At 64.3% G+C, this 24,691-nt stretch carries 17 protein-coding genes; 2 read left to right on the forward strand and 15 right to left on the reverse strand.

Annotated elements, in window-relative coordinates:
* Window positions 1–2 precede the first annotated feature (2 nt).
* A complete protein-coding gene (locus KF892_11555) occupies window positions 3–3,797 on the forward strand; it encodes a pilus assembly protein (GenBank protein ID MBX3625642.1) in 3,795 nt (1,264 codons plus the stop codon).
* 82 nt (window positions 3,798–3,879) lie between these two features.
* Here KF892_11555 and KF892_11560 read toward each other — a convergent pair whose 3' ends face one another.
* The 12 genes from KF892_11560 to KF892_11615 all read right to left on the reverse strand — a co-directional run bounded on the left by KF892_11560 (window position 3,880) and on the right by KF892_11615 (window position 19,456).
* Window positions 3,880–5,358, reverse strand: a complete 1,479-nt coding sequence (locus tag KF892_11560) for a glutamate synthase subunit beta (protein MBX3625643.1) — start codon at window positions 5,356–5,358, stop codon at window positions 3,880–3,882.
* 33 nt (window positions 5,359–5,391) lie between these two features.
* Entirely contained in the window at window positions 5,392–10,149 is a 4,758-nt protein-coding gene (locus KF892_11565; protein ID MBX3625644.1) for a glutamate synthase subunit alpha, read from the reverse strand.
* 136 nt (window positions 10,150–10,285) lie between these two features.
* Window positions 10,286–10,969, reverse strand: a complete 684-nt coding sequence (locus KF892_11570; GenBank protein ID MBX3625645.1) for a transposase — start codon at window positions 10,967–10,969, stop codon at window positions 10,286–10,288.
* Window positions 10,970–10,972: 3 nt separating this feature from the next.
* On the reverse strand, window positions 10,973–12,106 hold the full coding sequence (locus tag KF892_11575) for a deoxyguanosinetriphosphate triphosphohydrolase (protein MBX3625646.1): 1,134 nt from the start codon (window positions 12,104–12,106) through the stop codon (window positions 10,973–10,975).
* A gap of 24 nt (window positions 12,107–12,130) precedes the next feature.
* Complete coding sequence (aroB, locus tag KF892_11580) at window positions 12,131–13,249, reverse strand: 3-dehydroquinate synthase (protein MBX3625647.1); 1,119 nt, start codon at window positions 13,247–13,249, stop codon at window positions 12,131–12,133.
* Window positions 13,249–13,800: a shikimate kinase gene (locus KF892_11585; protein MBX3625648.1), complete on the reverse strand. Its 552-nt coding sequence runs from the start codon at window positions 13,798–13,800 to the stop codon at window positions 13,249–13,251. Before KF892_11585 ends, aroB begins: the two co-directional genes overlap by 1 nt.
* Window positions 13,801–13,870: 70 nt before the next feature.
* Complete coding sequence (locus tag KF892_11590; protein MBX3625649.1) at window positions 13,871–14,290, reverse strand: hypothetical protein; 420 nt, start codon at window positions 14,288–14,290, stop codon at window positions 13,871–13,873.
* A 60-nt stretch (window positions 14,291–14,350) separates the two neighbouring features.
* Window positions 14,351–16,483, reverse strand: a complete 2,133-nt coding sequence (locus tag KF892_11595; GenBank protein MBX3625650.1) for a type IV pilus secretin PilQ — start codon at window positions 16,481–16,483, stop codon at window positions 14,351–14,353.
* Between the two features lie 23 nt (window positions 16,484–16,506).
* Window positions 16,507–17,055 carry a pilus assembly protein PilP gene (locus KF892_11600; GenBank protein ID MBX3625651.1) on the reverse strand — a complete coding sequence of 183 codons (549 nt, stop codon included), beginning with the start codon at window positions 17,053–17,055 and terminating at the stop codon, window positions 16,507–16,509.
* Complete coding sequence (locus KF892_11605; protein ID MBX3625652.1) at window positions 17,052–17,759, reverse strand: type 4a pilus biogenesis protein PilO; 708 nt, start codon at window positions 17,757–17,759, stop codon at window positions 17,052–17,054. The genes KF892_11600 and KF892_11605 overlap by 4 nt, the downstream gene beginning before the upstream one ends.
* A gap of 12 nt (window positions 17,760–17,771) precedes the next feature.
* Window positions 17,772–18,422, reverse strand: coding sequence for a PilN domain-containing protein (locus KF892_11610; protein MBX3625653.1), 651 nt, complete (start codon window positions 18,420–18,422; stop codon window positions 17,772–17,774).
* Entirely contained in the window at window positions 18,419–19,456 is a 1,038-nt protein-coding gene (locus KF892_11615; protein ID MBX3625654.1) for a pilus assembly protein PilM, read from the reverse strand. The genes KF892_11610 and KF892_11615 overlap by 4 nt, the downstream gene beginning before the upstream one ends.
* 438 nt (window positions 19,457–19,894) lie before the next feature.
* Here KF892_11615 and KF892_11620 point away from each other — a divergent pair, with 438 nt between their 5' ends.
* Entirely contained in the window at window positions 19,895–22,126 is a 2,232-nt protein-coding gene (locus KF892_11620; protein MBX3625655.1) for a penicillin-binding protein 1A, read from the forward strand.
* Window positions 22,127–22,146: 20 nt separating this feature from the next.
* Here KF892_11620 and cyaY read toward each other — a convergent pair whose 3' ends face one another.
* The 3 genes from cyaY to KF892_11635 all read right to left on the reverse strand — a co-directional run bounded on the left by cyaY (window position 22,147) and on the right by KF892_11635 (window position 24,691).
* Window positions 22,147–22,509, reverse strand: a complete 363-nt coding sequence (gene cyaY, locus KF892_11625; GenBank protein ID MBX3625656.1) for an iron donor protein CyaY — start codon at window positions 22,507–22,509, stop codon at window positions 22,147–22,149.
* 212 nt (window positions 22,510–22,721) lie between these two features.
* Window positions 22,722–23,714 (reverse strand): ATP-binding cassette domain-containing protein, encoded by a 993-nt coding sequence (locus tag KF892_11630; GenBank protein ID MBX3625657.1) that lies wholly within the window; start codon window positions 23,712–23,714, stop codon window positions 22,722–22,724.
* Window positions 23,711–24,691 (reverse strand): ABC transporter ATP-binding protein, encoded by a 981-nt coding sequence (locus KF892_11635; GenBank protein MBX3625658.1) that lies wholly within the window; start codon window positions 24,689–24,691, stop codon window positions 23,711–23,713. The genes KF892_11630 and KF892_11635 overlap by 4 nt, the downstream gene beginning before the upstream one ends.

Genomic DNA, 24,691 nt, shown 5'->3' on the forward strand with positions numbered 1-24,691 from the left:
CCATGTTCCAGAACACCTTTACCTCGCTGCGCCGGTCGCTTGTGACCCTTGGCGCCGGCACCCTGGTTGCAGCGGGTTCGCTCGTGCAGGCGCAGACGCCGCTGGCCGACCAGCCTCTCTTCACCAACAACCCCGTGCCGGGCAACCTGGCCCTGGCGCTGTCGGTCGAATTCCCGACCGCGGTGAGCGTCGCCCACATCGGCAACTACTCGAGCGCCAGAACCTACCTCGGCTACTTCGACCCAGCCAAGTGCTACAGCTATCGCTCCAGCGCAACCGACAGCACCACCGCGCCCAACACCACCGCCCCAGACAGCTATTTCTACCCCGTCGCCATGGCCTCAGCGACGCGCACCTGTAGCGGCCAGTGGAGCGGCAACTTCCTCAACTGGGCGACGATGCAGACCATCGACCCGTTCCGCTGGGCGCTGACAGGTGGATCCCGCGTGATCGACACCGCGAGCCTCACGGTCCTGGAAAAGGCCTGGGCGTCCGGCCAAGGCGGTACCGGCAACTTCCCGAACCGTTCCATCACGAACAGCACCGTGCTCACGGGCGCCACGCCGCTCACGTCGCTGTCGCGCATCTACATGCGCGTTGAAAGCATGGGCAATCGCCTTCGTTTCAGTAACAACGAGAGCAACCTCACCAACGGCACGGCACCCGTTCACTACGACAACACGACCGGCGCCAACAACGTCGTCTATGAAGTGTTCGGCCGTGTGAAGGTCTGCGACAGCGCCGTCGGCATCGAATCGAACTGCAGAGCCTACGGCTCGAACTACAAACCCGAAGGGCTGATCCAGCAGTATTCCGATCGGATTCGTTATAGCGCCTTTGGTTATCTCAACGACGGCAGCCATCTGCGCGACGGCGGGGTGCTGCGCGCGCGCCAGAAGTTCGTGGGCCCGACCCAACCCGTCGTGGGCTCCCCACCCACTGTCAACCCGGCGCGCGAGTGGAGCGCCACCACTGGCGTCTTCAACGTCAACCCTGACGCCGCAGACGCTGCCACCACCGCAACCATCTTCAACACCCCGGTGGCCAACAGCGGCGTCATCAACTATCTCAACAAGTTCGGTGCCTCGGGTACCTACAAGACCTATGACCCGGTTGGGGAGCTCTATTACGCCGCGGTGCGCTACTTCAAGAACCTCGGCAACATCGACAGCTGGACCAGCGTGGGCAGCGCAGGCCCCGGCATGCGGGCGCAGTGGGTCGACAACTTCCCGGTGATCACCACCTGGGACGACCCGATCCAATACTCCTGCCAACGCAACTTCATCCTGGGCATCGGCGACGCCAACACACACGCCGACAAGAACGTCCCGGGCGCCGGATCGCTCACCGCCAACGAGCCCACCAAGCCGAGCTTTGGCGACACGATCAACGCCGTCACGTCGACCAACCGCATCGGCGTGATGGAAGGGCTCGGTGCCTCCCTAGGCACCGTCAACCCCTACAACGGCTGCTGTACCAACAACAGCGCGTTGATGGCCGGCATTGCCTACGACGTGCACACCCGCGACATCCGACCCGACGTCAATTCGCAGCCGAACACCCTGGGCGTGCAGACGATCTCGACCTACTGGCTCGACGTCATGGAGTACCAGACCCTGAAGCCGAACAACCAGTTCCTGCTGGCGGCGAAATATGGTGGCTTCGAGGTGCCGGACGGGTTCAACCCCGCCACCCGCACCACGGCCTTGCCGGAAGCCTGGTGGCACACGAACACCGACACCCTGCCGAATAGCGGCGGGCCACGCCCCGACAACTACTTCACCGCCGGCGCGCCGGACCAGATGATCGCCGGGCTGACACGAGCCTTCTTCGACATCGCATCGCGCATCCGTGCCTACACCACCTCGTTCTCGACCACGCTGCCCCAGGTCGCGCAGACCGGCAACGCCAGCTTCTCTACGCTCTACGACTCGCAGAGCTGGACCGGTGAAGTCCAGGCAAACGTGTTGAATTTCGACACCGTGACCGGCAACCCGGTGCTGGAGCAGCCGCCCGTCTGGTTCTTCTCGACCCGCCTTGAAACACAGGCCGGCAGCGGGGGCTGGAACACGGGCCGTCGCATCGCGAGCTGGGACCCTGTCTCGCGAACCGCCGTGGCGTTCCGTGCGACGGGCAGCTCGCGCCTGACTGATTCGCAGCTGGCCACGCTCGACACCGGCTATGACGCCACCAACGACAGCGCGAACTACCTCAACTACCTGCGCGGGGATCGCACCAACGAGATCAACTCGACGGTGACGGGCAGCACCCGTGCCTATCGCACGCGCTCGACGCTGGTGGGCGACATCGAAGGCTCGAAGGCCGTTCCGGTCGGAAAGCCCGACTACCCCTTCTCAGACGCCGACAACCCAGGCTACGATGCCTTCAAGACGGCGAACCGGAACCGCCGCACCGTGGTGTATGTGGGGGCAAACGACGGCATGATGCACGCCATCGACGGCACGCTCACCGCCGCCGGTGGCAGCGAACTCTTCGCCTACGTGCCCAGTGCCCTCTTCAACGGGCCGACCAACACACCCGCCGTCAATGGCCTGGCCGCACTGGGCCGCTCACCCTACGTGCACAAGTACTTCGTGAATTCGACGCCCGTCACCTTCGACGTCGACTTCCACAACACCCGCAACCCGGACCCGCTCGTCACAGGCCCCGACTGGCGCACCATCCTCGTCGGCGGCCTCGGCAAGGGTGGCAGGGGTTTTTATGCGCTTGACGTGACCAACCCGGATTTCAACGCGACCAGCGAGTCCAACCTCGTGAGCAAGGTCCTGTGGGAGTTCACCGACCCGGACATGGGGTACAGCTACGGCGCGCCGCTGGTTGGCAAGACCCGCAAGTACGGCTGGGTGGTGGTCCTGACATCGGGCTACAACAACGGCAGCAGCACCGGCTACATCTACATCGTCAACCCGCGCACCGGCGAGTTGCTCGAGAAGATTGCCACGCCGACGTCGAGCAATGGTCTGGCTCAGGTCAATGGCTACGTCGAGCGCTACACAGACAACGCCATGGACACGCTCTATGCCGTCGACCTGGACGGCAACATCTGGCGCGTGGCCCTCACCGGCCTGACCGGCAACTACCCGGCGCCGGAGCTGTTTGCCATCGCCACAGACGACAACGGCGTGCGCCAGCCCATCACTGCCCGCCCCGTCATCGAGGCAGATCCGCGCACCAACACCCGCTTCGTGATGGTGGGCACCGGCAAGCTGCTCGACACCACCGACATCGGCTCGACCCAGTACCAGAGCTTCTATGCCATCACCGACGGCAACGGGCGGGAGGGTGGATACGCGACCATCTCGACACCGGTCAACAAGTCGAACCTGGTCCGGACCATCGATCCGGTGAATCCGCCGACCATCGACTACTCGACCCGGCGCGGTTGGTTCATCAACATCAACGAACTCGATGCCCCCACGGCCTCCGGCCCGCCGTACCGGGTGGTCACCCGTCCGTCGAGCTTCTACGGCACGGTGACCTTCGTGGCGATTGCCCTGGTGAACGATCCCTGCAGCCCGACCGGCACCAGCCGCCTCATTGGCGTGGACTTCTACAACGCCCAGTCGCTGCTGCTCTCGTCGGTGACCAACGAGCGGCTGCCCTTCGTGCAGGTGGCCAGCAACGTGACCGACATCAATCACCTGAGCGTGAACGGCAAGCACGAGATCATCTTCGGCGACGACCGAGGCGGTCTCAGCCAAGCCCGCAGTGCACCGCCTCCTGGCAAGCCGCCTGGCCGCCTGAACTGGCGCGAAATCCAGACGCTGAGCAACTGATCGGCATCCCGGGGCCCTGTGAAAGGCCCCGAAACAAAAAGGCGGGCACATGCCCGCCTTTTTTCATGGAGAACCAGCGGGCTCAACGCGGCAGGTCGCTCACCCCCATCAAAAACTCATCCACCGCCCGCGCTGCCTGCCGCCCTTCGCGGATGGCCCACACCACGAGCGACTGGCCGCGGCGAACGTCGCCCGCGGCGAACACCTTGGGCACGTTGGTCACATAACCGCCCGTGAAATCGGTCGAAGCCTTTGCGTTGCCACGCGCATCCTTGTCGATGCCGAAGGACTCCAGCATGCTGGCCACCGGGTTCACGAAGCCCATCGCCAGCAGCACGAGATCGGCCGGGATGATCTGCTCGGACCCCGCCACCTCGGTCATCTTGCCGCCCTGCCATTCCACGCGAACGGCCTTCAGCGCCTTGACCTTGCCCTTGTCCTTGCCTTCGCCGCCGATGAACTCCTTCGTGGCGATGGCGAACTCGCGCTCGCAACCTTCTTCATGGCTTGAGCTCGTGCGCAGCTTGATCGGCCAATACGGCCACACGAGCGGCTTGTCTTCCTGCTCGGGCGGCATGGGCATCAGCTCGAACTGGGTCACGCTCTTGGCACCGTGGCGGTTGCTGGTGCCCACGCAGTCGCTGCCGGTGTCGCCGCCGCCGATCACGACGACGTGCTTGCCGTCGGCGCGCAGCTGGTCCTTCAGCTTGTCGCCTGCATTGACCTTGTTCTGCTGCGGCAGGAACTCCATCGCGAAGTGCACGCCGTCGAGGTCGCGGCCCGGCACGGGGAGGTCGCGCGACTGCTCGGCTCCACCGGCCAGCAGCACGGCGTCGAACTGCTGCTGCAGCTCTTCGGCCGAGATCGTCTCCTTCGCCCAATTGGTGACCTTGCTGCCTTCGGGCAGCTTGCCGACCAGCACACCAGTCTTGAAGACCACGCCTTCCTTTTCCATCTGCGCCGTGCGGCGATCGATGTGCGACTTCTCCATCTTGAAGTCGGGGATGCCGTAGCGCAGCAGGCCGCCGAGGCGGTCGTTCTTCTCGAACACGGTCACGTCGTGGCCAGCACGCGCCAGCTGCTGCGCGGCGGCGAGGCCAGCGGGGCCGGAGCCGACCACCGCGACCTTCTTGCCGGTCTTCGCCTTGGGCAGGCGCGGCTGCACCCAGCCTTCGGCCCACGCGCGGTCGATGATCGCGTGCTCGATGCTCTTGATACCGACCGCATCGTCGTTCACGTTGAGCGTGCAGGCCGCCTCACAGGGTGCGGGGCAGATGCGGCCGGTGAACTCGGGGAAGTTGTTGGTGGAGTCGAGCACCGCCCAGGCGTTCTGCCAGTCATTGCGGTACACGAGGTCGTTGAAGTCCGGAATGATGTTGTTGACCGGGCAGCCGTTGTTGCAGAACGGCGTGCCGCAGTCCATGCAGCGTGCGCTCTGGACCTTCGCCTCGTCTTCCTTCAGGCCGATGACGAATTCCTTGTAGTTCTTCAGGCGCTTCTGGACGGGCTCGTAGCCCTCTTCCAGACGCTCGTATTCCATGAAGCCGGTGACTTTTCCCATGATCGTGTCTCGTTCGAATTGCTACCTGAACGCTCAAGCCTTCGCGCGGCTCTTGCCGCCGGCCTTGGTGTCGCTGCCCTTGGCGCGGGCGATGGTGTCGCCGGCTTCGCGGGCGGCGCTCATCTCGCCCAGTGCACGCTTGTATTCGTTCGGGAAGACCTTCACGAACTTGCCGCGTGCCTCGGCCCAGTGGTCGAGGATCTCGCGTGCACGCAGGCTGCCCGTCCAGCGGTGGTGGTCGTTGAGCAGCTTCTTGAGCAGAGCTTCGTCGGTCTCGCCGCGGTGCCACACCGACTTGTCGGATGCCGCTTCCTGCTCGGCAGTGGTCAGCACCTTCTCCAACGACACCATCGCCGTGTTGCAGCGCTTGGCGAATTGGCCGTCCTCGTCGTAGACGTAGGCCACACCACCGCTCATGCCGGCGGCGAAGTTGCGGCCGGTCTTGCCGAGCACGGCCACCGTGCCGCCGGTCATGTACTCGCAGCCGTGGTCGCCGGTGCCTTCGACGACCGCCGTCGCACCCGACAGGCGCACGGCGAAGCGCTCACCGGCCACGCCGCGGAAGAAGGCCTCACCGCTCGTCGCACCGTAGAGCACGGTGTTGCCGACGATGATGTTGCGCGCCGCGTCGCCGCGGAAGTCGATGCTCGGGCGCACGACCACGCGGCCACCCGACAAGCCCTTGCCGGTGTAGTCGTTGGCATCGCCGATGAGGTACAGCGTGATGCCCTTGGCCAGGAACGCGCCGAAGCTCTGGCCGCCGGTGCCTTCCGTCTGGATGAACACCGTCTCGTCAGGCAGGCCTTCGGGGTGGTGGCGCACCAGTTCGCCCGAGAGCATCGCGCCGACCGTGCGGTTCACGTTGCGGGCCTGCTCGATGATCTGCACCTTCTCGCCACGCTCGATGGCGGGCTTGCACTTCTCGATCAGCTTGACGTCAAGCGCACGGGACAGGCCGTGGTCCTGCGACTCGACATGACGCCGTGCCACGTCGGCCGGGGCAGCGGGCAGGTGGAAGACGCGGCTGAAGTCGAGCCCCTTGGCCTTCCAGTGCGAGATGCCCTTCTTGGTGTCGAGCAGGTCGGCACGGCCGATCAGGTCGTCGAACTTGCGGATGCCCAGCTGCGCCATGATCTGGCGCGCTTCTTCGGCAACGAAGAAGAAGTAGTTCACCACGTGCTCGGGGCGGCCCTGGAACTTGGCACGCAGCACCGGGTCCTGCGTGGCCACGCCCACGGGGCAGGTGTTGAGGTGGCACTTGCGCATCATGATGCAGCCCTCGACCACCAGCGGTGCGGTGGCGAAGCCGAATTCATCGGCGCCCAGGAGTGCACCGATCACCACGTCGCGGCCGGTCTTCATCTGGCCATCGGCCTGCACGCGCACACGGCCGCGCAGGCGGTTGAGCACGAGGGTCTGCTGCGTCTCGGCGAGACCCAGCTCCCACGGCGTGCCGGCGTGCTTGATCGACGACCAGGGCGATGCGCCCGTGCCGCCGTCGTGGCCCGCGATCACGATGTGGTCGGACTTGGCCTTGGCCACACCCGTCGCGATGGTGCCCACGCCCACTTCGGACACCAGCTTCACGCTGATGTCGGCGCGCGGGTTGGCGTTCTTCAGGTCGTGGATGAGCTGCGCCAGGTCTTCGATGGAATAGATGTCGTGGTGCGGCGGCGGGCTGATGAGGCCGACGCCCGGCACCGAGTAGCGCAGCATGCCGATGTATTCCGACACCTTGCCGCCCGGTAGCTGGCCGCCCTCGCCCGGCTTCGCGCCTTGGGCCATCTTGATCTGGATCTGGTCGGCCGACGCGAGGTACTCGGTCGTCACGCCGAAGCGGCCCGACGCGACCTGCTTGATTTTCGAACGCAGCGAGTCGCCAGCCTTCAGGTCGTAGTCGGCCTCGACGACCTTGATGCCGACCACGTCGGACAGCTTGGTGCCGTCGGTGATCTTGATGCCCTTCAACTCGTTGCGATAGCGCGCCGGGTCTTCGCCACCTTCACCGGTGTTGCTCTTGCCGCCGATGCGATTCATCGCAACCGCGAGCGTGGCGTGCGCTTCGGTCGAGATCGAGCCGAGGGACATGGCACCGGTGGCGAAGCGCTTCACGATCTCGGCCGCAGGCTCCACTTCGTCGAGCGGAATGGCCTTGCTGGGGTCGAGCTTGAACTCGAACAAGCCGCGCAGGGTCATGTGGCGACGCGACTGGTCGTTGATGATCTGGGCGTATTCCTTGTAAGTGTCGTAGCGGTTGGCGCGTGTGCTGTGCTGCAGCTTCGCGATCGCGTCCGGCGTCCACATGTGCTCTTCGCCACGGGTGCGCCAGGCGTATTCACCGCCGGCGTCGAGCATGCCGGCGAGCACCGGGTCATCGCCGAAGGCGGCCTTGTGCATGCGGATACCTTCTTCGGCCACGTCGAAGACGTCAATGCCGCCGACCTGGCTCGCGGTGCCACGGAAATACTTGTCGATCAGCGACTTCTCGAGACCAATGGCCTCGAAGAGCTGCGCGCCGCAGTACGACATGTAGGTCGACACGCCCATCTTCGACATGATCTTCGAGAGGCCCTTGCCGATCGCCTTCACGTAGTTGTAGATCGCCTTCTCGGCTGACAGGTCGCCCGGCAGCTCCTTGTGGAGCGACGTGAGGGTCTCCATCGCGAGGTAGGGGTGCACGGCTTCGGCGCCGTAGCCGGCGAGCACGGCGAAGTGGTGCACCTCGCGCGCCGAGCCGGTCTCGACCACGAGGCCCGCGGTCGTGCGCAGGCCCTCCCGCACCAGGTGCTGGTGTACGGCCGACAGCGCCAGCAGCGCGGGGATCGCGACGTTGTTGCGGTCCATGCGGCGGTCGCTGATGATGAGAATGTTGTGGCCGCTCTTGATTGCATCCACGCTCTCGGCGCACAGCGAGGCAAGCTTGGCTTCCACGCCCTCGTCACCCCAGGCCAGCGGGTAGGTGATGTTGAGCTCGTAGCTCTTGAACTTGCCGTTGGTCGTCTTCTCGATCTCGCGCAGTCGGGCCATGTCGGCGAAGTCGAGCACCGGCTGCGAGACCTCGAGCCGCATCGGCGGGTTGACCGCGTTGATGTCGAGCAGGTTGGGCTTCGGGCCGATGAAGGACACGAGCGACATCACCACCGCTTCGCGGATCGGGTCGATCGGCGGGTTGGTCACTTGCGCGAACAGCTGCTTGAAGTAGTTGTAGAGCGGCTTGTTCTTGTCCGACAGCACCGCGAGCGGCGAGTCGTTGCCCATCGAGCCGGTGCCTTCTTCGCCGGCCTGCGCCATCGGGCTCATCAGGAACTTGATGTCTTCCTGCGTGTAGCCGAAGGCTTGCTGGCGGTCGAGCAGCGACTCGCTGAATTCGGAGGCGCTGCCGATGGCTTCGATCGAGTCGAGGCGCACGCGCACGTTCTCGATCCACTGGCGGTAGGGCTTGGCGAGCGCGAACTGATTCTTCAGCTCTTCATCTTCGATGATGCGGCCCTGCTCGAAGTCGATCAGGAACATCTTGCCCGGCTGCAGGCGCCACTTCTTGACGATCTTGTTCTCGGGGATCATCGGCAGCACGCCGGACTCCGAGGCCATGACGACGAGGTCGTCGTCGGTCACGATGTAGCGCGAGGGGCGCAGGCCATTGCGGTCGAGCGTGGCGCCGATCTGGCGGCCGTCGGTGAAGACCATCGACGCGGGACCGTCCCACGGCTCCAGCATCGCGGCGTGGTACTCGTAGAACGCGCGGCGGCGGTCGTCCATCAGCGTGTGCTGCTCCCACGCCTCTGGGATCATCATCATCGCGGCGTGCGCGAGCGAATAGCCGCTCATGGTGAGCAGCTCCAACGCGTTGTCGAAGGTGGCGGTGTCGGACTGGCCTTCGAAGCTGATCGGGTAGAGCTTCTGCAGGTCGTCACCCAGCACCGGCGACTTCATCACGCCTTCGCGGGCGCGCATCCAATTGAAGTTGCCCTTGACCGTGTTGATCTCGCCGTTGTGGGCGACCATGCGGTAGGGGTGCGCGAGCGGCCACTCGGGGAAGGTGTTGGTCGAGAAGCGCTGGTGCACGAGCGCGAGCGCGGAAGTGACGCGCGGGTCCTGCAGGTCCTTGTAGTACTTGCCCACCTGGTCGGCGAGCAGCAGGCCCTTGTAGATGATCGTGCGGCAGCTCATGCTGGGCACGTAGTACTCGTGGCTGTGCGTGAGCTTCAGGCGCTGGATGGCGCTCGAGGCCGTCTTGCGGATCACGTACAGCTTGCGCTCGAGCGCGTCGGGCACGATCACGTCGGGGCCGCGGCCGATGAAGACCTGGCGGATGATCGGCTCCTTCTGGCGGACGGTGGGCGACATCGGCATGTCGGTGTCGACCGGCACGTCGCGCCAACCCAGCAGCACCTGGCCCTCGACCTTGACGGCGCGCTCCACGGCCTGCTCGCAAGCCAAGCGCGAGGCGTGCTCCTTGGGCAGGAAGATCATGCCCACGCCGTATTCGCCCGGCGGCGGCAGTTCCACGCCCTTGGCGGCCATCTCGGCGCGGTAGAACTCGTCGGGGATCTGGATCAGGATGCCCGCACCGTCGCCCATCAGCCTGTCGGCGCCGACGGCGCCGCGATGGTCGAGGTTTTCCAGGATCTTCAGGCCCTGCTCGACGATGTGGTGAGCCTTCTGGCCCTTGATGTGGGCGACAAAGCCGACGCCACAGGCGTCATGCTCGTTGGCCGGGTTGTACAGGCCGTGCTCGGCACTGTCTTGAAGTTCTGCGGGGGTAGCGACACCCTTGGCGGCCTGGTTCATGGCGCACTCCATCTCGGAAAACGGGGATGTCGCGAGAATACTGCGGCGCAGCAGGGGCTTCAATCGAAATAAATGGTGTCTGTCCCCAATTAAAGCGATCCGGGGTTGCGCCTACAGATAAATAGGGACAGAAGATTCACGCGACTTTGCGCGGGCGGCCGCGGGGCAAGGGCTCCAAGCGTCGGTCGGTCTTCGCTTCGAGCGAGCGCCGGAACTCTTGCGTTCCAAGGGGCCAACCCGCCTGCAACGCCGATCCAATCTCCTCGATCTGTCGAGTTGTGAGCGCTTGCTCAAAAAGCTGACGATAGGCAGCCTCGCGGTCGAAGGGCGTGTTCCCCAAAGCCCAGTATTGGGGGGGCTCCGTCACCAACGCGTCGACTTTTGCCCCAAGGTGGTGGAGAGCGCTGGACCAAGCACGTTCTGAGGGCCCAGACGGCGCCCCGTCGGCCGCGCCTTCCACAAACAGCATGCACTCAAGCAAGTGCCGTTCCGGTTCGACAACCGTTGCCCGAAACCGCCCCTCCCACAGTCCTCCGCGTCGGCCGTGCCGGCGATTGAATCGGATCACGTATCCGCGCCCGATCGACTGGATCAGTTTGCTGAGGCTGTCGGCGGACACGGGCTTGGCCAGCAGACGTACTTCGTCCTCCCGCAAGCCATACGCGTGGACTTGAACGCCATGCCGGACGGCCGCCTCCTGGAGGAGATTGCGAAACAGCGCGCGGTCGACGTCATCCACGAAGACGGGCCCCCGGTCATGGCCCCGCTGCACCACGAGGTGCGGCCAGCCGGGGATGCACAAGCGTGTCAGCCGGGCCATGGCTCAATCGAACAGCCGACGGCCGGTCAGGCGCTCGTGCTCCTTGAGGGCATAGCGGTCGGTCATGCCGGCGATGTAGTCGGCCATGCCGCGCGGCGTGGCCTCGAAGCGCCCCTGTCCCAATTCCGCCGGGTCGACCCGGTAAGCCTCGAAGAGGTCGCGGATCACCTGCTTGGCGCTGTCGGTCGTGGCGACGACCTGGGGGTGTCGGTATAGATTGGTTCGCAGGAAACGCTTCAGCGCCTGGCTGTCGGCGGCCATCGTGTCGCTGAACGACACCAGCGGCCGCAACCGCCGGGCTTCGTCGACGCTCGCGGGCGCAGCCTCTTCAAGCGCCCGCGAGGTCGCGTCGAGCACGTCATAGACCTGCGCGGAAAGCATGCGCCGGATGGTCTCGAACAGCAGGCGCCGGCCCGCCAATGTCGGGTGCTGCGCCACCGCCTCGCGCCGGAAGCGCGCGAAGAGCGGCACCTCGTCGAGCTGCTCCATGTCGATGAGCCCAGAGCGCACGCCATCGTCGACATCGTGTGCGTTGTAGGCGATCTCGTCTGCGATGTTGCACAACTGCGCCTCGAGGCTCGGCTGCGTGCGGTCGACGAAGCGTCGAGCGACACCATCAGGCTCGATGGCCACGAGCGCCTTGGCATGCCTCAGGGAGCAGTGCTTGAGGATGCCTTCGCGCGTCTCGAACGTGAGGTTGAGGCCATCGAAATCGGGGTAGCGCTCTTCCAAGGTGTCGACGACCCGCAGACTCTGCAGGTTGTGCTCGAACCCACCCCCCTCCGGATCGGCCTCGCGCAGGCAGTCGTCCAGCGCATCCTGGCCCGCGTGGCCGAACGGCGTGTGGCCGAGGTCATGCGCCAGCGCAATCGCCTCCACCAGATCCTCGTTGAGCCCGAGCGTCCTGGCGATGGAGCGGCCGAGTTGTGCCACTTCAAGCGAGTGCGTCAGCCGGGTCCGGAAAAGATCACCCTCGTGGTTGAGAAAGACCTGCGTCTTGTAGACCAAGCGGCGGAACGCGGTGCTGTGAACGATGCGGTCGCGGTCTCGCTGGTAGTCGCTGCGCGTGGGCGCAGGCGGCTCGGCATGCCGTCGGCCGCGCGTGAAGGCGGGGTCGCACGCGTAGGGCTTCAGCATGCGTGGAAAGCGCGTGGCAGGTCGTCAGGCCGTGTGGGCGGCGATCACGTCTCGCACCATGGCGTCGGGTGCGGGCCGCATGACGGCACGGCCAGGCGCTTCGATCACGACGAACCGGATCTCGCCGGCTTCGGCCTTCTTGTCGACCCGCATCAACTCCAGGTAACGGTCAGCGCCCAACGCCGGGCCGCGGATCGGAAGACGCGCACGTTCGATGAGCCGCGTCAGCCGTTCGGCATAGGCCGCATCGACCAAGCCGAGCCTGTGCGATAGATCGATGGCCATCACCATGCCGCAGCCCACCGCTTCGCCATGCAGCCATTCGCCGTATCCGAGGCCGGCTTCTATCGCGTGGCCGAAGGTATGGCCGAAGTTGAGGATCGCTCGCAAGCCTGTCTCCCGCTCGTCCTGTCCGACCACCCACGCCTTGATCTCGCAGGAGCGCTTCACTGCGTGGGCCAGGCTTGCCTTGTCGAGCGCAAGCAAGGCATCGAGATTCACCTCGATCCAATCCAGAAAAGCATCGTCGGCGATGGGGCCGTATTTGATGACCTCAGCCAGCCCTGCCGAGAGTTCACGCTCGGGCAAAGTATCAAGGGTGTCAAGGTCGGCAATGACGCGCAGCGGTTGGTAAAACGCGCCGATCATGTTCTTGCCCAGCGGATGGTTGATGGCGGTCTTGCCGCCCACCGAAGAATCGACCTGCGCCAGCAATGTCGTCGGGACCTGCACGAAAGGCACGCCGCGCATGTAGCAAGCAGCGGCGAATCCAGCCATGTCGCCGACGACACCGCCACCGAGCGCAAAGATCAACGTCTTACGGTCGCAAGCGGCACCCAGCAGCGTATCGAAGATGAGACTGAGAGACTCCCAGCTCTTGTACGACTCTCCATCAGGCAACTCGACCACCAAAACATTGTGGTACTTGGGCCGAAGTAGCGTCAGCAAACGCTCTGCGTACAGCTTTGAAACAGTGGGATTCGTGACGATGAGGGCCGTGGCAGACGCGGGAAGGCCGTCGAGGCTCGCCGCAGTGCCCAACAACCCTGAACCGATGACGATGTCGTAACTCCGATCAGCAAGCTCGATACCGACGCGCTCTGTCTTTGCATCCATGCGAAAGAGTTTACCGGCGCAGAGCATCAACTGCCGGCTGGCCGTGGCGGCGCCGGATCGACGGGTGACGGTGACAACGTGGGATCGATCGCACCCGCCAGTTCCAACTGCATGAGAACGGTGTTGACCAGTGCCCCCACCGACGGACGCCCGGTTTCGACGATGAAATGGGCTGTCTCCCGATACAGTGGGTCGCGTTGCGCGTACAGCTCGCGCAGCCTCCCGAGCGGATCGTCGACCTGAAGGAGTGGTCGGGAGTTGTCGTGTCGCAGACGGCGATAGAGCTCTTCAGGCGAAGAGCGCAAATAGACCACACGGCATCGGTCGTGCAGGTGTCGCCGGTTCTCGGAACGGAGAACAGCCCCCCCACCGGTGGCGATCACAACCTGTGGGATGGCGGTCAGTTCATCGAGGACGGCCGCTTCGATTTCGCGAAACGATGCCTCGCCATGCTGCTCGAAGTAGGTGCGGATCGTCGACCCCAGTCGCTTTTCGACAACCGAGTCCGAGTCGAAAAACTGGCACCCCATGCGTTTCGCGAGTTGCCGCCCGACGGTGGACTTTCCACCGCCCGGCATGCCGACAAGAGCAATGCTTGACGCCAACGGAAGCTTGTCGCTTTCCGACCGAGAGGGAGGCGTCAGGAGGTCAATTTGAGCCGGAGGCTTTGTACGAAACTTCGATGGTCGCGACACGTCTCAAGTCGTCCAGGACCGTCACAACCGCAGGGTCGAAACATCCCTCAATCCAGATCGCAAATGACGTGTTGCGATTGGGAACCGTGTAGGTGCCCGCATGCGTGGGACCGCTGGCACCCGTCGCACTGAAAGTGACCAACTCGAAGTACGGGCTGTAAACGGTATACGGCGCCGTTCCCCCGATGACCACGAAATCTCCAGCTTTGATGGCGGGGCAGGTCGTCAATGCCGTTTCGATGTTCTGTTCGTCCGGCGAAACCTGAAACGGCGACGACTGACCCGCTCCGTCATCTGACGAACCTCCACAGGCAGTCAGCAGAGCGAGCGAAACCGTCGCCAACGAGAGATATTTGTTGAGTTGAACATTCATTCGCTTCACCTGTTGTTGCGTCTCGGAGGCCAACTGAGAAGCCCCGATTCCGCGACGCGTTTATCGAGCTGCCGTGCGATCCGTGATGACCTTGGGCGTCAGGAACACCAGCAGTTCCGTCTTGGCCGTCGTGCGCGTCTTGGTCTTGAAGAGATTCCCAAGCACTGGAATATCACCCAACAGCGGCACTTTGGTCACATCGTCGCGCTCGTTCTGCGTAAAGATGCCGCCAATCACTACCGTCCCGCCGTTCTCGACAAGGATCTGGGTCCGCACATGTTTCGTGTCGATGGCAAAGCCAGCGGCGGTGTTGCGACCCACGCTGTCCTTGTTGACGTCCACGTCGAGGATCACATTGCCTTCCGGTGTGATCTGTGGTGTCACCTCAAGCTTCAGATTGGCCTTGCGGAACTGCAGGGCCGTCGCACCACTGGAAGTGGCCATCTGATACGGCAACTCTTCGCCCTGCTCAATCAAGGCCTTGACCTGGTCGGCAGTGATGACGCGAGGACTGGAAACCACTTTGCCCTTGCCATCGGCCTCAAGCGCCGAGATCTCGAGGTTGAGGAAGCGATTCGCTGCGGCGCTGAAGAGCGAAACGGCAAACGTTGCGGCGTTGTAGTTGTTTTGCCCAACCGCCGGCAGGTTGATGAACTGCGTGTCGTTGAACGGGATGGTCGTTCCGCTGACCTGCCCGGTTTGCAACCCGATGGCATTCATGTTGCCGCCTACGCCGACACTCATCTCGGGCGTGCCATAACCCGCCACCCCACCGCGCAGACCACGCAGGTCCGTAGAGCCAAGCTTTACGCCCAATGAGCGTCCGAAGGTGTCGCCAGCCTCCACGATGCGAGCTTCGATGAGCACCTGGCGAACAGGAATGTCGATCTTCGCGATCATGGCTTGAATCTCTTCAAGCTTTGACGGTATGTCGGTGATGAACAGCTGGTTGGTGCGCGACTCCGCAATCACGCTGCCGCGCGACGACAGGATGCGAGACGAGGCACCGCCTCCGCCACCGCTGCTTTGCCCGGCCAGCCCCTTGGCAACGTCTTCCGCCTTGGTGTAATTCAGCTGGAAGGACTGCGTGCGCACCGGCTCCAGGCTGGCGATCTGGGCCTTGGCTTCAAGTTCAACCTTCTCCTTGGCCGCCAACTCATCCTTCGGTGCAATCAGAATCACATTGCCCGATTTGCGCAGTCCGAGACCCTTTGCCTGGAGAATGATGTCGAGCGCCTGGTCCCAGGGAACATCCTTCAAGCGCAGGGTGACACTTCCCGTCACCGTGTCACTCGTGACCACGTTGAAGTTGGTGAAGTCGGCAATGACCTGAAGCAATGCGCGAACCTCAATGTTCTGGAAATTCAGCGACAACTTCTCGCCGGCGTAGCCCGGGCCCTGAACGAGCTTGTTCGGGTCAACCTTTTGGGCACGGACTTCCAGAACGAACTGGTTGTCCGTCTGATAGGCGCTGTGCTCCCACGCCCCACGGGGCTCCACCACCATGCGAACGCGATCACCCGACTGGAATGCCGAAATCGATTGAACCGGCGTTCCGAAATCGGTGACATCAAGCCGCTTGCGCAGGCTTTCAGGCAAATTCGAACGAAGGAACTCGACGACAAGGCTCTGGCCTTGTTGCCGGATGTCGACGCCGACCTGATTGTTGGGAAGGTCCACCACCACACGGCCCGAGCCATCTTGGCCACGGCGGAAATCGATGCCCTTCAACGGGAGCTGCGAGGGGTTCTGACTCTCGGCAAAGTGCACCGGCTCGCTGCTCGTCGACGATCCGCCAGCCGTAGGCGAAGCCGTGCTTTCCATCACCACCAACAGCACTTTGCCCTGAAGCTGCGCACGATAGTTCGCCGCCTGCTTCAGGTTCAGCACGAGTCGCGTGCGATCACCCGCCTGGGCAACGTTCACCGAACGAAGGTTGCCCTGGTTGATTTCAATGTTGGAGCGACCCAGCGCGTTGCCCACGTTGGGCAGGTCGAGCGCGATGCGGGGAGGCGTCTGCACCGTGAACCCGGACGGCACAGCCGACAGCGGTTCCGACAGTTCGATCCGCACGACTTCGGATCCGGCCTGCTGAGCGCTGTTGATCGACTGGATCGCGTTCTGCGCGTGAGTTGCCGCGGAAGCGCCGAAGAACAACGCGAGCGCGTAGAGTCCTGCCCGCAATTTCCCCATGGTCTGTATCTCCTGCATGTTCTTCATCGCGCCTTCTCCTGAAGTTGAAGGGAGCTGGTGCGCTCGATCCATTCGCCTGCTGCGTCTTGAACAATCTCGCGGAACGAGATGTCGGTCTCGGTGATCTTGGTGATCTTTCCGTAGTTCTGGCCGAGGTAGTCACCCGTCTTCACCTGGTACAGCAGGTTGTCGACTCTCAGCAGGGCATACGGACGCCCTTGCTTGGTGACACTGCCCACCATGCTCATGCTGTCGACGGGGTAGGCCTCCAGCGGCTCCTTGCGCCGGTTGATCTCGGCAGCAAGCAGCGAGTTGGACTGCCGGGCTTCCTGCTTGATGGCAACCGTCAGCTTTTGAGCACTGAACGGCTCAACCGCATTGCCCGCAAGGTAGGCCTGCGGAATGAACTTCTTTGGTGCCGACAGAGGCGGGACGTTTGGCTTCACCTCTCGGCGCTGCTGCTCGATCCATTGCTGCAGCTCTTCCTGCGAGCCCGTGCAGCCCACCAACACCGCCGAAACCGGCAGCGCCACGAGGATCGCACGAGCCGCATGCACAAAACTGTTGCTCATTTCTTGGCCCCCGCCTTGGCCTTCGCGGCGGCTGCCCGCTGTTCCGCGATCTCGTTGCTGTCGAGGTAGCGGTAGGTACGAGCGGTCGCCTCCATCGCCAACAAGCCCGTGCCCGCACCATCCTTGCCAGTGGGGTTCGCAGCTCCGATGGTCAAGCCATGAAGGGTGACGATGCGAGAGAGGTTGGCCACGTCGGCCGCGAAATTTCCGATGTCGTGGTAGCGGCCGGACACACGCACCGAGATCGGGAGTTCGGCGTAGTAGTCCTTCACGACCACCTGGCCAGGACGGAACAGCTCGAACTGCAACCCGCGGCCGAGACCGGCCTGGTTGATGTCGGACAGCAGGGCGTCCATCTCGGCCTTGCCGGGCAGCTGCTTCTCCAGCTGGGTCACGTATTCCTCGACCTGCAACTTCTGCTTGCGCAGCTCTTCGAGGTTGACGGCTTGTGCGAGCTTGCCGCGATAGTCCTGCTTGAGCGTCGGCTCCTTGCCGCGCTCAGTTTCCAGCTCTTCCGCCGCGGTGGACAGAAGCAGGAACCACCCGACCACCACCATGAAGATCGCCAGGGCGATCCATACGGCGATCTTGGGCAGCATCGGCCATTGGCCAGGCTCGTTGGGATTCAGCCCACGGAACTGGGATGCAGCCGCGCCGAAGACGGAGTTGAGGTCGACGTTGAGAGATTTGCCTTGTGTTGCCATGGCGTGTGGCCTTCAGGGTTTCGGCGTCACAGCAGCAGCCCCACCAGCAGCCGGCTGAGGAACCACGCCCGATGCGGCTGCAGCGGCCTTGTCAACGTCCTGCGGGCGCTTGATGCTGATCCGCATCGCGAAGTCATAGAGGCGCTTCTGCTCCCGGCCACCCGCGGCTTGAACCGTCGCGGCCTTGATTTCGACGAGTTCGGGGCGCACGAGCCATTCCGAGTTGTTGCCCGTGTTGCGCAGGAGTTCGGAAACACGCTCATTGGTCTGGGCTACACCCGACAGGGTCAACACTTGGCCATCCTGCTTGATGGTGCGGTAGTAGATCCCTTCCGGTGTCTGCTTGACGAGTTCGTTGAGCACGTGCACCGGCACGTTGCGGTCGATCTGCAGGTCCTCGACGGCCTTTTGGCGCGCCTTGAGGGCTTCGATCTCCGAACGAAGGTTGGCGATGTCCTTGATTTGGACCTCGAGCTCCTTGATCTTCGCGGTCAGGAACTGGTTGCGCTCCTGCTGGCTGACCGTCATCTGCTGGAGCACCAGATACCACAGCCCCACAACCACCAAGCCGGCCGCGGCAGCAAGGCCCAAGCCCACGAAGAAGGCCGCTTTGCGGCGCTTGCGCTTTTCTTCCCGATGCGGGAGCAGGTTGATCAAGATCACTGCAGGAACCTCCGCATCGCCAAGCCACAGGCCGTCAGGTACGACGGCGCCTCACGGCGCAGCTTGCTTTCACGCACGGCGGACCCGAGCTTCATGTTGTCGAAAGGGTTGACTACCATCGACGCAAAGCCGGTCAACTCGGTCACGCGGTCCTTAAGGCCAGGCAGCGTCGCCGTGCCGCCCGCGAGCATCACGTAGTGCACCTTGTGGTGCGGCGTGCTGGTGAAAAAGTACTGCAGCGCGCGGCCGATTTCCTGCGACAGGCTGTCGACAAATGGCGCCAGGATCGACGTCTCGTAATCTTCCGGCAGGTCGGCGGCCAGCTTCTTCTGCTCGGCTTCCTCAAACGAGAACCCGTACTGGCGCGAGATGAGCTGCGTCAACTGGGCGCCGCCGAACGCCTGATCGCGGTCATAGAGCATCTCGTCGTCACGGAGCACCTTGAGGCTCGTCGTGTCGGCACCGATCTCGAAGAGCGCCACCAGTGCATCCTTGCCTTCGTTCGGCAAGGCTTCGATCAGTCGGCCCATGGCGAGGCGGGACGCGTGCGACTCGATGTCGAGCACCACGGGCTTCAGGCCCGCCGCCTCGGCGAGGCCTTGGCGATCCTGCACACGGTCTTTGCGAGACGCGGCGATCAGCACCTCGACGTCGCCCACAGACGTGGGGCTCGGGCCGATCACCGAGAAGTCAAGGCTGACTTCATCCAGCGAGAACGGAATGTATTGATTCGCTTCGGACTCGACCTGCAGCTCAAGCTCTTCTTCGCGCAAGCCGGCCGGCAGCATGATCTTCTTGGTGATCACCGCCGACTGCGGCATGGCCATGATCACCTGCCTCGTCTTGGTGCCACTTTTTGTGACCACACGACGAACAGCCTCGGCGACCTCATCGAACTTCTCGATCTGCCCATCGGCGATCCAACCCTTTTCAAAGGGCTCCGCCGCAAAGCGCTCGAGTACGTACTCACCAGACGCGCTCTGCCCCAACTCGACCAGCTTGACGCTGGACGAGCTGATGTCCAAGCCGATCATCGGTGGATGCTTGCGGCCCAACAACAAGTCTAGGAAGCTCACGAGACCCTCTCCCAACGCGCTCAAAAATGGGCGCTGGATTGTTAAGAAGTTACTTCAATGCTAGCAGTAAAGTCTTTGTACAACAAAGAAATTTCCAATTTTCACAACCTCAGCTCGTTGCGAAACTCTGACGCAAAAAGGCGCCAAAAAACGGCAACTCCGGGTCAACCCTGAGCGCGTTTTGTCGCTTATTTGAGAAGCAGTTCACACCTCCGGGTGGACGGGGGCGATTCCTATAATCAGCCCCCACTTCGTTGGAGTTCCATGAGCGAAACCGATCGACCAGACGCCAGCCCGCCGAGCCGTTTTGGGGCGTTGCCGCCGTGGGCGCGCTGGTTGGCCAAAGTGGCGGCCTGGTCGATGGGGGGGCTGGCCGCTCTGGCGCTGATGGGGCTGATGCTGGTGGGCCTGGCGCTGGCCGTGGCTTACCCGAACCTGCCCGAGATCAGCGGGCTGGTGGATTACCGCCCCAAATTGCCGATGCGTGTGTACACATCGGATGGCGTGTTGCTCGGCGAGTTTGGCGAAGAGCGGCGCAACTTCACGCCCATCGCCCAGGTGCCCAAGGTGATGCAGCACGCGGTTCTGGCCATCGAAGACGCACGCTTCTATCAGCACAGCGGCGTCGACTACAAAGGTGTGCTGCGCGCGGCGCTGGCGCAGTTCGCCGAATCTCGCAGCCAGGGCGCATCGACCATCACGATGCAGGTGGCCCGCAACTTTTACCTGTCAACCGAGAAGACCTTCACCCGCAAGATTTACGAGGTGCTGCTGGCACTGAAGATCGAAAGCCTGTTGACGAAGGAGCAGATCCTCGAGGTCTACATGAACCAGATCTTCCTCGGCCAGCGGGCCTACGGCTTCGCCGCCGCCAGCGAGATCTATTTCGGCAAGCCACTGAAGGACATCACCGTCGCCGAAGCGGCCATGCTCGCCGGCCTGCCCAAGGCGCCATCGGCCTACAACCCGATCACCAACCCCCGCCGGGCCACCGTTCGCCAGCAGTACATCATCGACCGCATGCTGGAAAACGGCTTCATCACGCCCGAGCAGCATGACGCCGCGCGCAACCAGACCTTGCGCTACCGCGCGCCGTCCGAGGTGGCCGTGCACGCGGAGTACGTGGCGGAAGCCGCCCGTCAGATGATCTTCAGCCAATACGGCGACGAGGCCTACACCCGCGGGCTCAACGTCCACCTCACGATCAACGCCGCCGAGCAGGTGGCCGCCTACCGCGCGCTGCGCAAGGGCATCCTCGACTACGAGCGACGCCAGGTCTACCGCGGCCCCGAGGCCTACGTGAACCTGCCCGGTGACGCCAAGGACATCGACGCACGCGTCGCCGAAGCGCTCGATGACCACCCCGACAACGACGAGCTACGAGCCGGCGTCGCGCTGGAAGCCGGCCCCCGCAAGGTGGTCGCGGTGCTGCAGAACGGCGAGACGATCACCGTCACGGGCGAGGGCCTGAAACCCGTCACCTCCGGCCTCGCGGAGAAGGGCAACCCCAAGACGCAGATCCGCCGCGGTGCGGTGATCCGCCTGGTGAAGGGCCCCAAGGGCGACTGGTCGGTCACGCAGTTACCGGAGGTCGAAGGCGCTTTCGTGTCGCTCGACCCTCGCACGGGCGCGGTGCGTGCGATGGTCGGCGGCTTCGACTACGCCAAGAACAAGTTCAACCATGTGATCCAGGCGTGGCGCCAGCCCGGCTCCAGCTTCAAGCCCTTCATCTACTCGGCCGCGCTGGAGAAGGGGTTCACTCCCGCCACGGTGGTCAACGACGCCCCGCTTTTCTTCGATGCTGTGACGACGGGCAGCCAGCCCTGGGAGCCAAAGAACTACGACGGCAGCTTCGACGGCCCGATGTCGATGCGCCGCGGCTTGGCCAAGTCGAAGAACATGGTGTCGATCCGCATCCTGCAGTCCATCACCCCGGCCTACGCGCAGGAGTGGGTGACCCGCTTCGGCTTCGAGCCCGAGAAGCACCCCGCCTACCTGACGATGGCGCTCGGCGCCGGCTCGGTGACGCCACTGCAGATGGCCACGGCCTATGGCGTGTTCGCCAACGGCGGCTACCGGCTCAACCCCTACCTGATCAGCAAGATCACCGACAACAAAGGCCGCACGCTCAACGAAGCCCAGCCCCAGGCCCGCGACGACAGCACCCGCACGATCGACGCCCGCAACGCCTTCGTGATGACGAGCCTGCTTCAGGAGGTCACACGCTCGGGCACCGCCGCGCGGGCGCAAGGCACGCTGAAGCGCCCCGACATCTACGGCAAGACCGGCACCACCAACGATTCGATGGACGCCTGGTTCGCCGGCTACCAGCGCAGCGTGGTGGCGGTGGTCTGGATCGGCTACGACACCCCGCGCAAGCTGGGCGACCGCGAAACCGGTGGCGGCTTGTCGCTGCCGGTGTGGGTCGACTACATGAAAGAGGCCCTGAAGGGCGCGCCGGTCGAGGAGGCGTCAGCGCCCGAGGGCGTGGTCAACCTGGGTGGCGAGTGGTACTACGACGAGTTCACGCACGGCAAGGGCGTGAGCAGCCTCGGCCTCGACGACAAGCTTCCAACAGCGCCGACCGAGGAAGAGAAGAAAAGCATCCTCGATCTCTTCAAGCGCTGACCTTCAGCGCAGAGGCCGGTTCAGGCTGGCGGCGCGAACTTGAGCGCCACACCGGCCTGCTCGCTGGCGCACGCCGACAGCAGGGCGAAAAACTCATGGCCCTCGCGCGAGTCAAGCCACTGGCCGTTCACATGCTTGAAGTGGTAGCCGCCCGATCGGGCCGCCAGCCACAGCTCGTGCAGCGGCGGCTGGGTGTTGACGATGAGCTTGCTGCCGTTGGGCAAGCTCAACTCGAGCAGGCCGCCGGTACGATGGGTGTCGATGTCGACCACGTCGTCTTGCAGCCATGCATCGACCGTGGATTCGATCGACGACAGCACCGCCCCCGCCAGCGCATGGAACTGGGCATCGGTGAGCGGGGTGGGCACAAGTTCTACGGTCATGATCACAAGGAGTCAGCGCATGGCGGTCAGGCGGATCAGTTTAGCGGCGCGTGCCATCGGCCGGTTCGCAATCGGTCGGCTCGCAGTAGGCCCATTGGTGGGGCTGCTCCTCCTGTCGGCCTGCGGCCAGAAAGGCCCGCTCACCCTGCCGACGGCACCGGCTGCCGCAGCGGCCAGTGCACCGGCCGCGTCGGCACCTCGCTGAGCGGGTTTTAAAGCCGGCCTTCCTCGACCGCGTGGCAGGCCACCTGGATGCCGTTCAGGCGCTGCAGCGCCGGGCGCTCCACCCGGCAGCGCTCGTTCGCATGTGGGCAGCGCGGGTGGAATGAACACCCGGCCGGTGGCGCCAGCGGGTTGGGCACCTCGCCCTGCACCGGCGTGCGCGCCCGGCCCGTCATGCCGATGTCGGGAATCGCATCGATCAGCATGCGGGTGTACGGGTGACGAGGGGCGCTGAAGATCCTCGACTTCTCCGCGACTTCGACCAGACGCCCGAGGTACATCACGCCGACCGTGTCGCTCACGTGCCGCACCACCGCGAGGTTGTGCGAGATGAAGAGGTAGGTGAGGCCGTGCAGTTGCTGCAGGTCCTTCATCAGGTTGAGCACCTGGGCCTGCACCGACACGTCGAGCGCCGAGGTCGGCTCATCGCACACCAGGAACTCGGGCTGCGTGGCCAGCGCGCGCGCGATCGACACCCGCTGGCGTTGCCCGCCCGAAAACTGGTGCGGGTACTTGCGCATGTCGTTCGCGACTAGGCCGACCGAGCCCAAGAGCTGTGCCACGCGTTCGTCGAGCTCGTGCCGGCCCGACACGAGACGATGTTCCGTCAGGGCCTCGGCGACGATGTCGCGCACCGTCCAACGCGGGTTGAGGCTCGCGTAGGGATCCTGGAAGATCATCTGCATGCGGCGACGCAACGACAGCGCTTGCCGCCCTGCGAGCGTATGCGCGATGTCCTGCCCGTCGAACAGCACTTCGCCCGCGGTCGGGCGGTGCAGCCCCACGAGCAAGCGCGCCACGGTGCTCTTGCCACAGCCCGACTCGCCGACGAGCGCCAGCGTGCGGCCCCGCTCGATGGAGAAGCTCACGTCGTCGACCGCGTGCACCCATTGGCGCTCACGGCCTTCGATCACCCGGTTCAACCACGGCCGCGAGACGTCGAAGCGTTTGCTCAGATGTCGGGTTTCGACCAGCGCGCTCATGTGGCTTCGCTCCGATCATGCAACCAGCACCCGGCCTGCGCCCGGCCTGCCGCGAACATCACCGGCCGCTCCACGCGACAACGCGGCATCGCCTGCGGGCAGCGCGGGTGAAACGCACACCCCGACGGCACCGCATCGAGCCGAGGCATGGCGCCGTCGATCTGCAGCAGCCGGTCGCGGTCGTGGTCGAGCGCCGGGATCGCCCCCATCAGCCCCGCCGTGTACGGGTGCGCCGGCTCGTGGATGACCGACTGCACCGGCCCAAGTTCGACCACGCGGCCGGCGTACATCACGGCCACACGGTCGCAGGTCTCGGCGATCACGCCCATGTCGTGCGTGATGAGCATGACGGCCGCACCATGCTCGTTGCACACACGCTTGAGCAACGCGATCACCTGCGCCTGCACCGAGACGTCGAGCGCCGTCGTCGGCTCGTCGGCCACCACGAGGCGCGGCTGCGCGGCCAGCGCCAGGGCAATCACCACACGCTGCCGCATGCCACCGGAAAACTGATGTGGGTAGTGATCGAAGCGCTGCTCCGGCGCCGGGATGCCGGTCTCGTGCAGCAGCGCGATCGCCCGCTGCCGGGCCTGGGCTTCGCTCATCGGCAGGTGCACACGGATGGTCTCGGTGAGCTGGCGCCCCACGGTGTAGAGCGGGTTGAGCGAGGTGAGCGGGTCCTGGAAGATGGCGCCGATGTGGCGGCCGCGCAGCTTGCGCATCTCATCGTGCGGCAGCTTGTCGATCCGCCGACCGTCGAAGCGGATCTCACCACCCGCGATGCGCCCGGGCGGCTCGATCAGCCCGATGATGGCCGCGCCCGTCAGCGACTTGCCCGCACCCGACTCGCCCACCACGCCGAGCACTTCGCCCGGCGCGATGCTGAACGACACCTCGTCGAGCGCCACCAGGGTGCCGCGCCGCGAGGGGAACTCCACGCGCAGGCGATCGACTTCAAGCAATGCAGGTGAATTCAT

This window comes from Rhizobacter sp. (genome assembly GCA_019635355.1).
Lineage (GTDB): Bacteria > Pseudomonadota > Gammaproteobacteria > Burkholderiales > Burkholderiaceae_C > Rhizobacter.

Excerpts from the sequence above, each read along its gene's own strand:
- KF892_11555 (MBX3625642.1), top strand. The coding sequence starts at position 3 with ATGTTCCAGAACACCTTTACCTCGCTGCGCCGGTCGCTTGTGACCCTT.
- KF892_11560 (MBX3625643.1), bottom strand. The coding sequence starts at position 5,358 with ATGGGAAAAGTCACCGGCTTCATGGAATACGAGCGTCTGGAAGAGGGC.
- KF892_11565 (MBX3625644.1), bottom strand. The coding sequence starts at position 10,149 with ATGAACCAGGCCGCCAAGGGTGTCGCTACCCCCGCAGAACTTCAAGAC.
- KF892_11570 (MBX3625645.1), bottom strand. The coding sequence starts at position 10,969 with ATGGCCCGGCTGACACGCTTGTGCATCCCCGGCTGGCCGCACCTCGTG.
- KF892_11575 (MBX3625646.1), bottom strand. The coding sequence starts at position 12,106 with ATGCTGAAGCCCTACGCGTGCGACCCCGCCTTCACGCGCGGCCGACGG.
- aroB (MBX3625647.1), bottom strand. The coding sequence starts at position 13,249 with ATGCTCTGCGCCGGTAAACTCTTTCGCATGGATGCAAAGACAGAGCGC.
- KF892_11585 (MBX3625648.1), bottom strand. The coding sequence starts at position 13,800 with ATGCCGGGCGGTGGAAAGTCCACCGTCGGGCGGCAACTCGCGAAACGC.
- KF892_11590 (MBX3625649.1), bottom strand. The coding sequence starts at position 14,290 with ATGAATGTTCAACTCAACAAATATCTCTCGTTGGCGACGGTTTCGCTC.
- KF892_11595 (MBX3625650.1), bottom strand. The coding sequence starts at position 16,483 with ATGGGGAAATTGCGGGCAGGACTCTACGCGCTCGCGTTGTTCTTCGGC.
- KF892_11600 (MBX3625651.1), bottom strand. The coding sequence starts at position 17,055 with ATGAGCAACAGTTTTGTGCATGCGGCTCGTGCGATCCTCGTGGCGCTG.
- KF892_11605 (MBX3625652.1), bottom strand. The coding sequence starts at position 17,759 with ATGGCAACACAAGGCAAATCTCTCAACGTCGACCTCAACTCCGTCTTC.
- KF892_11615 (MBX3625654.1), bottom strand. The coding sequence starts at position 19,456 with ATGATCGGCTTGGACATCAGCTCGTCCAGCGTCAAGCTGGTCGAGTTG.
- KF892_11620 (MBX3625655.1), top strand. The coding sequence starts at position 19,895 with ATGCTGGTGGGCCTGGCGCTGGCCGTGGCTTACCCGAACCTGCCCGAG.
- cyaY (MBX3625656.1), bottom strand. The coding sequence starts at position 22,509 with ATGACCGTAGAACTTGTGCCCACCCCGCTCACCGATGCCCAGTTCCAT.
- KF892_11630 (MBX3625657.1), bottom strand. The coding sequence starts at position 23,714 with ATGAGCGCGCTGGTCGAAACCCGACATCTGAGCAAACGCTTCGACGTC.
- KF892_11635 (MBX3625658.1), bottom strand. The coding sequence starts at position 24,691 with ATGAATTCACCTGCATTGCTTGAAGTCGATCGCCTGCGCGTGGAGTTC.